General features: G+C 41.0%; 14 protein-coding genes and 1 pseudogene. 12 read left to right on the top strand and 3 right to left on the bottom strand.

Annotated features, from left to right (window positions below):
• Positions 1-27 precede the first annotated feature (27 nt).
• From NSTCB13_RS29410 to NSTCB13_RS29395, 4 genes are all read left to right on the top strand, one after another.
• The gene (locus tag NSTCB13_RS29410) at positions 28-876 is read left to right on the top strand and encodes an Rpn family recombination-promoting nuclease/putative transposase (protein WP_448274687.1); all 849 of its coding nucleotides are present in this window, start codon (positions 28-30) and stop codon (positions 874-876) included.
• A gap of 56 nt (positions 877-932) precedes the next feature.
• Positions 933-1,145, top strand: a complete 213-nt coding sequence (locus NSTCB13_RS29405; RefSeq protein ID WP_445626879.1) for an aspartate aminotransferase — start codon at positions 933-935, stop codon at positions 1,143-1,145.
• 111 nt (positions 1,146-1,256) lie between these two features.
• Entirely contained in the window at positions 1,257-4,232 is a 2,976-nt protein-coding gene (locus NSTCB13_RS29400; RefSeq protein WP_448274686.1) for a molecular chaperone, read from the top strand.
• Between the two features lie 140 nt (positions 4,233-4,372).
• Positions 4,373-5,464 (top strand): hypothetical protein, encoded by a 1,092-nt coding sequence (locus tag NSTCB13_RS29395; protein ID WP_448274685.1) that lies wholly within the window; start codon positions 4,373-4,375, stop codon positions 5,462-5,464.
• 102 nt (positions 5,465-5,566) lie between these two features.
• Here NSTCB13_RS29395 and NSTCB13_RS29390 read toward each other — a convergent pair whose 3' ends face one another.
• Both NSTCB13_RS29390 and NSTCB13_RS29385 read right to left on the bottom strand, forming a co-directional pair.
• Complete coding sequence (locus tag NSTCB13_RS29390; RefSeq protein ID WP_069071239.1) at positions 5,567-5,746, bottom strand: high light inducible protein; 180 nt, start codon at positions 5,744-5,746, stop codon at positions 5,567-5,569.
• A gap of 138 nt (positions 5,747-5,884) precedes the next feature.
• Positions 5,885-6,043 (bottom strand): annotated as a pseudogene (locus tag NSTCB13_RS29385) (cytochrome b/b6 domain-containing protein); the annotation flags it as partial.
• A gap of 136 nt (positions 6,044-6,179) precedes the next feature.
• Between NSTCB13_RS29385 and NSTCB13_RS29380 the strand changes: the two are divergent.
• From NSTCB13_RS29380 to trpD, 3 genes are all read left to right on the top strand, one after another.
• Complete coding sequence (locus NSTCB13_RS29380) at positions 6,180-7,325, top strand: hypothetical protein (RefSeq protein WP_448274684.1); 1,146 nt, start codon at positions 6,180-6,182, stop codon at positions 7,323-7,325.
• A 9-nt stretch (positions 7,326-7,334) separates the two neighbouring features.
• Positions 7,335-8,216 (top strand): DNA adenine methylase, encoded by an 882-nt coding sequence (locus NSTCB13_RS29375; protein ID WP_448274683.1) that lies wholly within the window; start codon positions 7,335-7,337, stop codon positions 8,214-8,216.
• A gap of 80 nt (positions 8,217-8,296) precedes the next feature.
• On the top strand, positions 8,297-9,364 hold the full coding sequence (gene trpD / locus NSTCB13_RS29370; RefSeq protein WP_448274682.1) for an anthranilate phosphoribosyltransferase: 1,068 nt from the start codon (positions 8,297-8,299) through the stop codon (positions 9,362-9,364).
• Here the strand turns inward: trpD and NSTCB13_RS29365 are convergent.
• Entirely contained in the window at positions 9,294-10,334 is a 1,041-nt protein-coding gene (locus tag NSTCB13_RS29365) for a retropepsin-like aspartic protease family protein (protein WP_448274681.1), read from the bottom strand. The genes trpD and NSTCB13_RS29365 overlap by 71 nt on opposite strands.
• Positions 10,335-10,570: 236 nt before the next feature.
• Here NSTCB13_RS29365 and carA point away from each other — a divergent pair, with 236 nt between their 5' ends.
• The 5 genes from carA (at position 10,571) to NSTCB13_RS29340 (ending at position 15,055) form a co-directional block, all read left to right on the top strand.
• The gene (gene carA / locus NSTCB13_RS29360; protein ID WP_448274680.1) at positions 10,571-11,734 is read left to right on the top strand and encodes a glutamine-hydrolyzing carbamoyl-phosphate synthase small subunit; all 1,164 of its coding nucleotides are present in this window, start codon (positions 10,571-10,573) and stop codon (positions 11,732-11,734) included.
• Positions 11,735-11,954: 220 nt separating this feature from the next.
• Positions 11,955-12,320 (top strand): STAS domain-containing protein, encoded by a 366-nt coding sequence (locus NSTCB13_RS29355; protein WP_084227153.1) that lies wholly within the window; start codon positions 11,955-11,957, stop codon positions 12,318-12,320.
• A gap of 595 nt (positions 12,321-12,915) precedes the next feature.
• The gene (locus tag NSTCB13_RS29350; RefSeq protein ID WP_194044898.1) at positions 12,916-13,395 is read left to right on the top strand and encodes a Mini-ribonuclease 3; all 480 of its coding nucleotides are present in this window, start codon (positions 12,916-12,918) and stop codon (positions 13,393-13,395) included.
• A gap of 92 nt (positions 13,396-13,487) precedes the next feature.
• The gene (gene rlmB, locus NSTCB13_RS29345; protein ID WP_448274679.1) at positions 13,488-14,666 is read left to right on the top strand and encodes a 23S rRNA (guanosine(2251)-2'-O)-methyltransferase RlmB; all 1,179 of its coding nucleotides are present in this window, start codon (positions 13,488-13,490) and stop codon (positions 14,664-14,666) included.
• Between the two features lie 86 nt (positions 14,667-14,752).
• Positions 14,753-15,055 carry a DUF1816 domain-containing protein gene (locus NSTCB13_RS29340; protein ID WP_448274678.1) on the top strand — a complete coding sequence of 101 codons (303 nt, stop codon included), beginning with the start codon at positions 14,753-14,755 and terminating at the stop codon, positions 15,053-15,055.
• Positions 15,056-15,165 lie beyond the last annotated feature (110 nt).

The raw sequence follows: 15,165 nt of genomic DNA, 5'->3' as shown, positions 1-15,165 counted from the left end.
CTCGCGTCAAGATATGAGGATGTATTTATGAGGCGTGATGCGATTTTTTATACAATTTTCAAGCGTGTCCCAGGATTGTTTTTCGAGTTAGTAGAACAGCCACCGCCTGAAGCTGCTAGCTATCGCTTTGAATCAGTTGAAGTTAAAGAACCAACATTTCGGATTGATGGGGTATTTTTACCTCCACCGGATGCAACATCTCAGATAATCTTTTTTGCTGAGGTACAATTCCAAAAGGATGAGTTACTGTACCATCGCTTTTTCTCAGAATCCATGCTGTATATGTATCGTAACGCGTCACTTTACGATGACTGGTACGGGGTAATTATTTTACAGTCTCGCAGCTTGGAACCAGAAAAAACCACTATTCACAGATCGTTACTGAACAGTTCTCAAGTACAACGGATTTATTTAGATGAGTTAGGTAATCCTGATGAGTACAAAGTAGGTATTAGTTTGATGCAGTTGACTATTGCCTCAGAGACTCAAATGGTTCAGGATGCGAAACGTTTAATTGAGCGGGTGCAACAAGAGCAGATAACTGTCTTGGCTAAGAAGGAGATAATAGATGTAATCACAACGATTGCAGTTTATAAATTCGCAAACTTAAGTCGTGAAGAGGTAGAGGCAATGTTAGGAGTTAAGTTAGAAGAAACTAGAGTTTATCAAGAAGCTAAACAAGAGGGGATAGAACTAGGATTAGAACTAGGACGAGAACAAGGAATACAACTAGGACGAGAGCAAGGAATACAACAAGGATTACAGCAAGCAAGACTTGAACTTGTACCTCAGTTCTTAGCTCGTGGTATGTCGATAGAAGAGGTTGCCCAATTACTTAATTTAACCATTGAACAAGTAAGACTTGCATCTGAGTAATCACAACGATCGCAGTTTATAAATTCGCAAACTTAAGTCGTGAAGAGGTAGAGGCAATGTTAGGAGTTAAGTTAGAAGAAACTAGAGTTTATCAAGAAGCTAAACAAGAGGGGATAGAACTAGGAGTACAACGAGGACGAGAACAAGTAAAACTTGAACTTGTACCTCAGTTCTTAGCTCGTGGTATATCAATGGAAGAGGTTGCCCAATTACTTAATTTAACTATCGAACAAGTAAGACTTGCAAGTGAGCAAGAATCTTCAACATAAACTTAGTAAATGATGGAATTTTCATAGCGATGCCTACGCTTTTATATGAAAAGGTGTAGGCATCGCCCTAGATAAAAAAGCGATCGTTCAACAGAATTATTTGATACTATAATGAACCCTTTTAAACTGAATAACTATACCGATCGCGAACCAAGCGAGAAACAACAAAAAAGATTTCCGGGATGGTTTGCTTTAGATTTTGGTACATCGAATTCGACAGTCACACTTTTCGATCCTATTGAAGTACCGATCGCAGAAATTTTACCTAAAGAGCAAGAAATGCGGTTGCGCGATCGCTTATCACAATGGCTGAGTTCTCCCGCCTCAGTAGCTTTACCGGATGTTAGCACTGATGATTGGGCAAAGTTTATCATAGAAATTAGCAAAAATTTAGAGATAGAACCCAGCCGATTGAGCGAAGTATTTGAAAGTGATAATAAAGAGCGATTTTTGGAAGCAATTCGCCAAATTGAACTTTCTTTAGGAAACAGCGAGAGATTCCGCCGTGCTGTCAGCAAAAAACTTTACCAAATCTATCATGAGGTGTTCCGCGTCCCTACCTTAGAGTCGCAAAATCTGATCCCAGTTGTGCTGGATATCGATCGCCGCGATACGGAAATTCCCAGCGAGGCGGAAATTTCACACTTAGAGGATTTAAAACTGCGGATGGGTAGGGAAGCTAGAGATAACAGAAAAAAAGCGATCGCTCAAGGTACAAGCGGTTCTTTAAAGGAAATTATCAGCAGATTTCACCATTCACCCAAACGCTATTTTGGCCAAGAGCGATCGTTTTCAGTTATTTTGGATGGCGAAGAAGAAACAATTACCGCCAACCAGTTAATCCAATCTGCTTGGGCGCATTTAATCGAGTTAACTGAAGATTATCGCCAACACGCACGACGCAGATTTTCGGAAGGAGATTTTTTAACAGCAGTTGTCACCTACCCAACAGTCGCCCCACCAGTTGTTCGTAAAGAAGTTAGAGAATTAGTTGAGCAGTTGGGAATCGATGATGTGCAAACTGCTTATGATGAAGCCGTTTCTGTGGCAATATTCTTTTTATGGCGAGAATTTGGCGGTAATCTCAACATTGGGATCGAGTCATTCAAAACCCGTTGTCGCCAAGTAGGAAATAAATGGTCACAAAATGTCCTCGTCTTGGATATTGGTGGGGGAACCACAGACTTAGCTTTAATTGAACTGACTCTAGAAGATAAAACCCCAGCCTTTGCCGATTATGAAGACCGGGGTTTAGGAGGACGTTACTATAAACTTACTCCCAAACTATTAGGTTCATCCGGTCATTTACAATTAGGCGGGGAGTTAATTACACTGCGAATTTTCAGATTATTAAAAGTTGCGATCGCCGATTTTTTGTTAACAGCAGTCACAATAGGCGAGCTTGAAAACGAAAAGCTAGAAGATTTAATTAACTCCGAGTTAAACGAGCGCTTCTTAGAACAAGGCAAATTTAAAACTGGCAGTCTTTTAAAATGTCTAGATAAAGAGAATCCAGAAGGCGATATTGCTTACAAAGATGCCTTAGATACAGCCGAGAAAGTCTTGCCGACTCGTTGGCAACAAGCACCTCAACGTCTGCAATCCTTTTATATTCTCTGGGATTATGCAGAAGCCGCAAAACTGAAACTTGGACAAAAGCCACCAACAGAGAATTCTCTATTAACCTTCACACTTTCTGAGCAGCAAATTTCCGAATTGCTTACCCAAAGCGCTGTTAAATTACAAGTCAAAGATCCCAATAACATCTGCGTCACCTTAGATAACCAGCAATTTGAACGAGCTGCCGCTTCGGGAATTAAAGAAGCGATCGGAATTGCCAAAGGATTGATGGAAAGTCGTTTGCGTGCCGACAATCTTACCAAAGATTCTTGGAATTCCCAAAAAGTTGATTGGTTAATTTTGTCTGGGAAAACTTGTAATTTAGACGTAGTGCAGCGTCAAATCTACCAAGAATTTAGTAAATCTCCATATTTTGTTTGGAATCCAGAACGGATTACTTTTGTGTTGGAATTTACCAAGCTAGCCACCTCCGCTGGTGCTTGCTATGCCGAAAAGTTACGAAGATTGAGATTCGACCCTGAAGAGTCTAAAAGCTTGTTGCGTAAGGGAGCCAACCAGCTAGAAATTGATGTCAAAAATCTATTTTATTATTTACCCTGCAACTTCAAACGCAAAACCCAAAGCAACGATTTACTAACTATATTCAAAGCTGGACAAGAACTCTATCAACTCGCACCTTGGGAAACTGTTGCTAAAGTTCGTACTCATTGGCAAGGCATACAATTAACTAATATTATCTACCGTCAAGATTACGAAGAGGGAGATTTACGACTATGGGGAAGCTTTGACGGCAAAAACCTGATGAATCAACTGGAAATGCCAGAAGTAGAATTTCTGAAAAAAATCAAAGTCCAGTTTGAGATTGACCAAACCCTCGAATTTAACGTATTGCTTTGTCAAGGAAATCCCCATTATTTGATTGACATTTCTGGTATTGATTTAGAATCAGTAGTTTCAGAAACTTCAGCGCTATTTGCTGATGGTAAATTGAATTGGAATATTGCTGTAGAACGCTTCAATAAAGATTTAAATGATGGCGATATTGCCGTCAATGTGATTGAGTCAGCAACTGTCGATCAACCAGATGCCTATCATCTTGTATTTGAAGTCGGAAATGATGGTAGTAAAACGTTTCACAAATTTCATTATTTGCGCGATGGGGTGACGCAACCAGGAATTGGGTTAATTAGTAATCCCTTACCTCCATTCCCACAAACTGGCCAGCACACCTTCTATGTTTATCAAACAGATGCCGAAACCAACAGCAAAAAATGGATAAGAATTGGCGCACTCAGCAAACCAGATGTAACCACAGATTACCCTTGCCAATATCGTGTAACTCTCGACGATCGAGGTATTCTAAGGATGCACGCTGGTGAAGTGCCTTACTGGACATCATCAAATCAAGAATGCTTGAAAGAAGAAGGATGTGTTTATCGTGCTGAATTAGAATTGCAACCTAATGAAGTTGATAAAGAACGCGATCCCTTTTGCGGCATACATTAACTCTTGCATTAAACCTTTGCGTTCCTCTGCGTTAACCTTTGCGTTCCTCTGCGTTGAAAAAAATTAATATTTTTAAATGCAAAGGGGCGCAGAGGTTTGCCAAGTTTTATTCGCTACGAAAATATTTGGAGGTGAGATTCATGCAGCACTTGCGTCAATTATTAGAGATAGAAAACTCGGAGTTAGCCCGGTTACTGCGGTTTAGTTTGTATGGACTAGAGGCTAGTTTAAATCAGGCTCGCGCAGAATTACCACTAGATCCAGGAGCTAAAATATGTGATGATGTGCTGCAAGAACTTCATAACCTTTTACAACCTGAACCACCACAGCAAAATACTGGTTGGGAAGATGCGCCAGATGAGTTAAAACTAAGTCATCTTCGAGAAGCTTTCGATTCCGACTCAGAACTTAGTTATTATCTGGGTAATTCCCAACTGCAAAGTCAAACAGACTCAGACTTGTGGAATGAGATTCAACGCAAACTGCTGCGAATACCAGAGGATTTAGCTGCAACTTGGCAACAGCGCACCTTAGATTTAGCTCAAGAAGTTGGTGCGATCGCAGATAATTCTAATCTTTTTCAACTTCCCTTTATCCGCGACGAAATTATCTACCCCGGTCTTAGTGGAACTGTTCAAACTCAAGGATTAAGTTTGTATCAACAACCACTTTCAAATCATCTAGTTACTCAAGGTAATGCATCTGATTTACCAGCAGCATTCCTATTTTTATATATGAATTTTATCGAAATAGACCCAGATTTACATCACGCTTTAAAGAGCGTTTTTAGCTTCGATGTCGTTTCCTTACACTCTAAACCCGAACAGCGCGATCGATATATTGATGCTTTAAGCGATCGCTTCCAACGCACCCAAAAAGCTGAGAAAAATACCGATCCCCTGTCAATTCTCCGTGCTTGGATTGACATGGACGAAGCGATACATTCCCTAGTATTCGTACCACCGGCTGAACGCTATTCTTGGTGGGGAAAGCTACAACATGAATCACGACGCATCCTGAAGAAAGTCGCTGATGAAGCTATTAATGCAGGTAATGAAGTGCGAATTCGCCAATTATCGGGGCTTTATGCAGATATCTGTGCTTTATCCAAGGATGACTTACAACTAGACTGTGGTGGTATTCCTGGCGAAGTCTTAACTTCTCTTCGAGTGTATGCGCGAATTAATCAAGAAGAATCTCCAGGGCGTGTAATATTTCGCTCATCACGGTAGTTGCTGGTGAGTTTTCTAATTCTTGAGATTACGAGGCAAGGCAGACAATTTTACTAATCCCCGTCTTGCCTCATAATCTAATGAAGCTAAAAACGTTTAAATTTAGAGAATACCCCAGAAGTGTAAAATCCCTTGACCAGAAAACACTTCAAGTGCAACAGCAGATAAAAAGCCAATCATTGCAAAACGACCGTTCCAGTTTTCGCTCTGAGGAGTGAAGCCCCAGCGCAAAGCATTAGGATCTTCTGAAACCGAAGGCGTAGTCTTCTTAACGTCTGCCATAAATAATACTCCGAGCTTTTATGTTGTAACAGTTATAACTGCCTGTAAAGTAATGTAACAGGTTTTTACAAAATTGCAACATAAATTCTAGATAAAATTCATGAGCAAATATTACGGGTACGTAATTTTATCTTGGACGTGAATATCTCCAATTTGAGGAAATGATATCCCGCCAAATCGGCGATCGTATGTGTTGTAAACTAGAAACCCGGTAATAATTGCTGCGATAACTAAAATTCCACTTAAGCCGTGAAGAATTCGCAACAATAAAGGTTGATAAGGTGCAGAACGGGTCATAACAATAATCCTAAGTAGCTTATTTCAGAAAATTGTAAGCATTCAGGAGTAAATTAACTCTTGCTTGGTTATTTCTATGCTTTAATAGCCAATACTGAACTATGGCAAAGACAAATATTAATAAAAATTTGAATGTATGGCAGAAGTTCTCCATTTTACAGGATTTATCAAAGGAGTGACCTATAAAACTTACTTGGATGATAATTTAAGTAGGATTAATTTAGATGTATTTGATGTCAATCAAGAAAGGGGTTATGGATTAATAAAGTCACCTACAACTGAAATTGCTTATTCAAAATGGGTATCACCTAAGAGAACCAGAAGTTATCCATTTGCCAGAATTTATAATACATATAATTCCTCAAAAGTTATAACTATTATTCCGGTGATTAAAGATGAGGGCAAAGATGGAGATATAGATAAAATTCAATACTCTACAATTTCTTGGATGAATTTGCTTAACATCTATATAGTACTTGCTTATTACGAAACAGCAAAAAAAAGTACTAAAAAAGGGCAAGTTAATAAGAACAAATTGAGTAATCAAAAATTTGCTAATGATTTTGTTAAATTTCAAATTAATGAAATATTAGTATATCGACAAAGCGCACTACATTGGAACAAGAATCTATTTGAAGAAAGATTTACACAAACTTTTGAAAAAGCTCTAGATTCTTATGATTCTATTTTTCATCAAACTGGAGTAATAATTCACTCACGAGAAGGATCAGAGAAATATTTACATAAAATCAGAGAAGAGTTTGAGGAATTTAAGAATATTTCTCTTAAAGGTTCTCAGAGTGCTAGTAAGAGAGAAGCGCTGACTTCTCATAAGCTAGAATATTTAGTGGATGGATTAAAAGCAACTTTTAGTATTGAAAACTATCTTGGCGGAATTTACTATTTGACTCCTGATGAGATAATATTCGAGAACAACATATATATTATACAAGAGTCAAAAAATACTTCAACAGCATCTTTGCCAAAGCTCCCTGATATTCAAGATGGTTTATTCAAGCTAATTTTATTTTCTAATTTAGATTCTTTAATATTGAATGATCGGGAAGTATTCTTTGTTACAAAGCTCAAGCTTACAGGTAACAATGTTATCGGTTCTATTGTCTTTCCAGATGCATCACTAGAAGAACTAGAATATTTTCTAGAAGTTAATATTAAGATTTTTAATACCAATCAAAAACTAATTATCAAAAAATTGGCTTTAGAAGCTCAAAATAATCAGAGACTTAAAATAGAAGTATCCAGTAATTTTTCAACATTATAATTCTTGGTTATGATTAAAAGTCCTTTACGATATCCTGGTGGAAAGTCAAAAGCAATAAATCAGATAGCTGAATACTTACCAGAGAGCTTTTCGGAATTTCGAGAGCCTTTTGTAGGTGGTGGTTCTGTATTTATTTATCTAAGACAAAAGTTTCCTCATATTAAAATTTGGATTAATGATTTAAACCGTGAGCTTTTCTTATTCTGGAAGTTGGCCCAATCTGATATAGTTCAGTTAGTTAAAGAAGTTCGGCATATTAAAGTTAAATATAGAGATGGTAAATTACTGTTTACAGAATTAGCTAGTGTAGATGTCAATAGTTTATCTGATTTAGAAAGAGCAGTTCGGTTTTTCGTACTCAATAGAATTACTTTTTCAGGAACTGTAGAATCAGGCGGTTTTTCCCAAGAAGCTTTCCATAAAAGATTTACTGATTCTTCAATAGAACGATTAGAAAAGTTAGAAGGTATTTTATCAGAAAATGTCCAAATTACTAATTTGGATTACAGCCACCTATTAAAGCCAGAAGGAGAAGATGTATTTTTATTTTTAGATCCACCATATTTTAGCGCTAAAAAATCAAAGCTATATGGTAAAGATGGTGACTTGCACACCTCTTTTGAAGATCGGAGATTTGCTGAATTTTTGCAACAATGTCATCATCGCTGGCTAATTACCTATGACGACTCATCGCAAATTAGAGAAAATTTTCAATGGGCTAATATCTCAGCATGGGAATTGCAGTATGGCATGAATAACTATAAGCAGAGTGGTGCAGCGAAAGGAAAAGAGTTATTCATTACTAACTACAAAGTTAAACTTGATTTGGAAAAAAAATCACAAGTTCAGAATCTTGCTAATCCAGGTTTGCAATTAAGCCTTGAGATTTAAACCTAACTTTGATAGCTTCCAATTTTCCGGTAGGATAACCCCATAGCTCTCAATATAGCTACAACATACAAATCTTAGCTATGATAACTCCCCCAATCCCTGCTCAAGAATCCTCTGCTAGCTGGTATGTGCTGCTGCAACAATTAATAGATGGACAATCTTTATCGCGTACTCAATCTGCTGAATTGATGCAAGGTTGGCTCAGTGAAGCGGTTCCCCCAGAGTTATCAGGAGCAATTTTAACAGCGCTGAACTTTAGAGGCATTTCTGCTGACGAGTTGACTGGAATGGCTGAAGTATTACAATCTCAATGTTCGCCACTCAGCACTCAGCACTCACCACTCGCTACTGTAATAGATACCTGTGGCACTGGTGGAGATGGTTCATCAACCTTTAATATTTCTACAGCAGTTGCATTTGTCGCCGCTGCATCTGGCGTATCAGTCGCTAAACACGGCAATCGTTCAGCATCAAGTCTCACGGGAAGTGCAGATGTATTGGAAGCCTTGGGTGTAAACTTAAGTGCCTCTGGTGAAAAAGTACAAGCCGCACTACAAGAAGTCGGGATCACCTTCTTGTTTGCTCCTGGTTGGCATCCAGCACTCAAGGCGGTTGCGTCATTACGGCGGACTTTGAAAGTGCGAACAATTTTTAATTTGCTCGGGCCGTTAGTAAATCCCTTGCGTCCAACTGGGCAAGTGGTGGGTTTATTTACTCCCAAACTTTTGGCAACTGTTGCCGAAGCTTTACAGAATTTGGGCAAAGAAAAGGCGATTGTGCTGCACGGGCGAGAAAAACTTGATGAGGCGGGGTTAGGAGATGAAACTGACTTGGCGGTTTTATCCAACGGCGAAGTACAGTTAACTACTATTAATCCCCTAGATTTGGATTTAACGCCTGCTCCCATAGGTATGCTTCGGGGTGGAGATGTCCAAGAAAATGCGGAGATTCTCAAGGCTGTACTCCAAGGTAAGGGAACTCAGGCGCAACAAGATGCAGTAGCTTTAAATGCATCGTTGGCGCTGCAAGTAGCGGGTACGATCGCCTTTCTCGATCACGCCGAGGGTATTAAAATCGCTAAGGATATCCTACAAAGTGGGGCTGCTTGGACGAAGTTGGAGGAGTTAGTGAAGTTTCTGGGGAATTGATTTGCGATCGCAATTGCGGGCGAAACTCTATCACATTACGCTTAATGGTGACATCGTAGTTACCAAAAAAGTCATGTCCTAGAAGTCCAGTTTCTAGTTCCGCACCTGCGATCGCTACTGGTATTTTATTCACTATTACCCCGCCAACTGCCATCGAATTAACATAGCCCACGGGAAATTCTACAGCTCTGGAACTTGCGGTGTTTGCCTTAGCTTTTCCCACTGTGACGATTCCCAAAGCATTAGCCATCTCTTGGGTGATGACAGTGCCACTTGCTCCCGTATCCACAATCATCTCAAATTGTTGCTGGCCGTTAAAGGTAACTTCTACAATTGGCGTACCACCAATTCGTCTTTTTATCGGCGCTGTAAATACTGCTTCATCGGGAATCACCACTGCTGATGAAGGCAAAGCTGGCTCTGGTGATAACGGTTTTGTTTCTCGTGGAGGTAAAGTGAACTTTGGTGTGGTTTCTCTTTGAGGAACAACGACGACTATTTTATGAGGTTCTCTAACTGCAACAGGGCGAGGATTAGCTTGCTGCTGGGCATATTTAACTTGGCGGCGATATTCTGTAATTTTGGTTTGAGCGATCGCAAATTCTGGGCTTTGTCGTCGTATTTTTTTCATCAGCGCGATCGCATCCTGATACTGACTCGCCACCAATTTCCAATCATCTGGAGATTGAGCCGATTGGCTGATACTCCAAGCGCCAACAGCTTTGTCTCGTCCCATCTCAAAAAGACTTGGTTCACTTTCAAACGGATCTAGCGGCTGCGCTTTTGGGGTAGCTGCTGGTCTTACTGGTTCAACGCTAGGCTGGACTGGTGCTAGATCCCCAATTGGCGTAGGTTGCTCGTCGCCACCAGTAGCGGTGTTCAGTTTGTCTTCACTACAGGCAACGCACAAAACCGCTAGAGTGCTTGATACAAAAATTAGGGTTGCACGGGATAAAAAAGACTGAAGCATAATTAATTTTAACTGCCCAAGCTTTGCCAAATCCACTCCCGCTACTTTAATTCCCTTTTAATTTTAATTAACTATCTTAAAAACTCCCAATTGCTCAACTCATGGGATAATTAACAATCGCAGTATTAAGGAATAGAAAATAGGGAGCAGGGAACAAGGAGAAGAGTTTTCCCCTCTGCCCCCCGCACCCCGCCCCTGTGCCTCTTTTCAATGCCCAATCCCCAATCCTATCACCTATGCCCCTGACTGACTCAATACCAGCTTTACTTGTCCTAGCAGATGGAACCACTTATCGCGGTTGGTCTTTCGGTGCGACGGGAACCGCGATCGGAGAAGTGGTGTTCAACACTGGCATGACCGGCTATCAAGAAGTCCTGACCGATCCTAGTTACCGCGGTCAGATAGTGATTTTTACCTATCCTGAACTGGGGAATACTGGCGTCAATCTGGAAGATGAAGAATCAGATGGGCCCCAAGTGCGGGGTGCGATCGCGCGGAATATTTGTCACCGTCCGAGTAACTGGCGATCGACACAATCTTTACCTGACTACCTCAAACAAAACCAAATACCAGGGATATACGGCATTGATACCCGCGCTCTCACCCGCAAAATTCGGATGTTCGGAGCGATGAACGGTGGTATTTCTACTACTATTCTTGATGAAGCGGAATTGCTAGAGCAGGTACTAGCAGCCCCCAACATGGCAGGATTAAATCTGGTTGCTGAAGTCACCACCTCAACGGCTTATGAATGGTCCGATCCCACAATTCCAACTTGGGAATTTAACTCTGAAACTGCGGAAAATCTTGGGGAAGCCTTTACCGTTGTTGCCCTTGACTTTGGCGTTAAGCGCAATATTTTACGTCGCTTAGTCAGTTATGGTTGCCGGGTAATTGTTGTACCTGCTGATACACCACCAGAAGAAATTCTCAAATACAATCCAGATGGTGTGTTTCTTTCTAATGGGCCTGGCGACCCTGCTACCGTCACTGAAGGGATTGCAACTGCCAAAGCACTCCTGTTAAGTGAAAAACCCATCTTTGGTATTTGTATGGGACACCAAATTTTAGGTCATGCACTAGGGGCAGAAACCTATAAACTCAAATTTGGTCATCGTGGTTTGAATCAACCTGCCGGTTTACAACAACGAGTAGAAATTACTAGTCAAAACCATAGTTTTGCTATTGATCCAGATTCTTTACCTACGACAGTTGTAGAAATCAGCCACCTAAACTTAAATGATCGCACCATTGCCGGGGTACGGCACAAATCTCTACCTGTGTTCTCCGTACAGTATCATCCAGAAGCTAGTCCTGGCCCCCACGATGCTGATTACTTGTTTGAGCAATTTGTTCAAGCCATGCGAACAGCACGTCAAGCCGTGGCAGAGGTGAGGTAAAAATAGGGAATGGGGAATGGGAAATGGAGAACTTGTACTGAGCGCAGTCGAAGTATGGGGCATAGGAAATAGGGAGCAGGGAGAAGAGTTTTCCCCTCTGCCCCCCGCACCCCGCCCCTCTGCCTCTTTTCAATGCCCAATCCCCTATTCCAGCAGATTGTAGACAACTTGCTCAAAAACCATCTATACTTGAGCGTTCACTTTAACTCATGAGGAGGGAATTATTGCTGAGCCACTGAATCTAACCGTTAGCCTGAGAGGCACTCGTGAAGTCCGGGATAACTGTCAGCTATTCCGCCTCACAGGTTTGTTAGATGCTTTTTCCGAGCCGACATTTCGCAAGACACTTGGCAGCAAGATAGACGAGGGTCCTAAGCACATTATTTTGGATCTCTCGCAAATTGACTTTGTTGATAGCTCTGGCTTGGGTGCTCTGGTGCAGCTAGCCAAGCAGGCTCAAACTGCTGATGGCACTTTGCAAATTGTCACGAATGCCCGCGTAACTCAAACGGTCAAGCTTGTTCGCCTAGAGAAGTTTCTCTCCCTGCAAAAATCAGTTGAAGACGCTCTAGAAAACGTCAAGTAGTCTTGATTGCTCGATCTGAGAGTTAAATTTAGCTATCTAGATTCAAAATCGGATAGCTTAATTTTTAAAACTTCTGGCAGAAAACCTCTCTCCTTGTGGGAGAGGCATAAAGCCAGTTGAGCTATTATGTTTAAAGTTGAGTAATAACTAAAGATATAAAGACCCAATTTATTAGGTGTGTATTGGGTATGTAATCGTTGGCTAGAATATTGGATAAATAATCAAGTCTGAGATATTTGTTGTAAGAAATACAAAGCCAGCAGATTTGTTTATAGATAGACTTGACTTGATGCTGTATAGTTAAAAGTTGTCGTTTACTCAGTAAGTATGGCAGATGCTACCAAGTAGAAGGGTGAATTTGATGTTAAAATTTTACCCTATCTGAGGCGCGAACCACAACAAGTAGGCGAAATTTGGTTTATAGATGTTGACATCAGGGTGATTTTAAATGCCAACTCTCAATCAAAAAGATGAAATTAGGAAGTAATTTTGATAGTATTGATGATGCTAAGTATACTATCACGGCATACTTCAGAAAAATCAGTCTTTGCAAAGAATGCCTGCCAAATGTAGCCCGTCAAGGAATGATTTATTTGTGAAGTCACAGGAGGAAGAGCTATTAGATGGACAAGATGAAACTCCCAAACAGAGCTTGTCTTGGACTGAAGCACTCTTGGCAACCACAGGGCCATTCCAACAGATTTCCCTCTCACAAGTGCAACAAATTTCTCCTAGTGCTTTAGCATATTTGGGGGATGCAATTTATGAGTTGTATGTTAGAATGTTCTATCTGCTGCCATTGCAGCGGTCAGGAATTTACCATCGTCTGGTAGTGGAGCAGGTAAGAGCAGAAACACAAGCGCTACATTTGCGATCGCTGATTCCTCATCTCAGGGATACCGAATTAGAAATTGTCCGACGGGGTAGAAACGCCGCAACAGGACGCCCTAAGCGGCTTAATCCCGAAATTTATCAACAGGCAACTAGTCTAGAAACTTTAATAGGCTACTTATATATCACCGATTACCAACGTCTAACCGAACTGTTGCAAATACTTCATCTAGAAAAAGAGTAAAAACTCAATTTCGCAGTAGCCACAGCACTAGATTAGATTCAAAAAATTGAGGTAATCGGAACAATCAACCATACACTATATCCATAATTCAAATGCAGGATAAACCCAAAAAAATCTTGACTTCTAGCGAACCAAATCGGGGACAACCCGTAAAAATTAAAGGTAAACGTGTTGTTACTAATCCGGTTCGCAATCCCAGGAAAATAGATAACAACCCAATCTCTGGTGCGAATCCGACTCGCAATCCCAAGAAAATAGATAGCAATCCAATCTCTGGTGCGAATCCGACTCGCAAGCCCAGGAAAATAGATAGCAACCCAATCTCTGGTGCGAATCCAACTCACAATCCCAGAAAAGTAGATGGCAACACCATCTCTGTTGTTAATCCGAATCGCAATCCCAGGAAAATAGATACCAACCCCAGTTATAGCAACTCCCGACAAAGAAATAGCAACTTTTCCCAGCCGTCTGTATCTACACCGACAGAAGAAGATAACGATCTCATCTACGGTCGTCATCCAGTATTGAGTGCATTGCAAAATCAGCGCAATCTCAACCGTCTATGGATTACTACCCGTCTGCGGTACGATCCCAGCTTTCACCATTTTCTCTTGCAAGCAAAGGAAAATGGCACAGTTATTGATGAGGTTGAACCCAAACGTTTAGACTATCTTACCAACGGGGCTAATCACCAAGGTGTGGCAGCACAAGTTGCTCCCTACGCTTACATCGAATTGCCCGATCTAATTGAGCAGTGCAAATCTGTAACCGATGCTGTAATTGTCGTAGCTGACGGAATTACCGATCCCCACAACTTAGGAGCAATAATTCGTACTGCCGAAGCAATAGGCGCTCAAGGATTAGTAATTCCCCAAAGAAGGGCATCTGGGATCACTTCCACGGTCATGAAAGTGGCAGCAGGCGCTTTAGAGAATTTTGCTGTAGCTAGAGTTGTCAACCTCAGCCGTTCCTTAGAAGAATTAAAAGAAGCTGGCTTTTGGATTTACGGCACAGCTGCAAGTGGCAGCGAACCTTTGCATACAGTCAATTTTACTGGACCAATCGTTTTGGTAATCGGCTCAGAAGGTGAAGGTTTGGGTATGTTGACTCAACGCTCCTGTGATTTTTTAGTATCGATTCCTCTACAGGGTAAGACTCCCAGCCTGAATGCTTCTGTAGCCGCAGGTATGGCGCTTTATGAGATTTATCGCCAGCGATCGCTAAATACGCTGCACTTAGATAAATTGCAAAAAATCTCTTTGAAAAAATAACAGTAACAGAGTATAAAGAAATGTAAAAGATAATAAAGCAGCATATCGTTTAACACCCTGTAGACGTTTATAAATCGGCTAAAACCATGAAAACCATTTGGCATAACCTTAAGGAAGTGTTAATTAACACGTTCGACTACATCGGCTTGGCTTGGTGGGTAGAGATTGTGACGCACAATCCCCGTTGCACGTATTACTTCGGGCCATTTCTAAGTTCTTCTGATGCAAGATTAGCAAGCAAAGGATACATAGAAGATTTGGAGCTTGAAGGAGCGCAGGGAATTGTTGTGAATGTCAAGCGCTGTAAACCTAGTAACTTAACAATTGCTGACGACTTGGGGGAAAGATTTGACCGCAAAGTACAGCCTGCCTTTGGCGGTCAAATTTAAGTTAGGCCAGAGAATGAAAAGGATGCTCTGATGCGGGGACGCAAAGATATGGAGACACAGAAAATCCTTTTACCGGGGGTTATTGCGTCTTTTTCGCTCATCGCGTCACC

It is taken from the genome of Nostoc sp. DSM 114160 (assembly GCF_053470305.1).
Note: the sequence above shows the minus strand (reverse complement) of the source record. Positions and strands in the feature narration are given on the sequence as shown.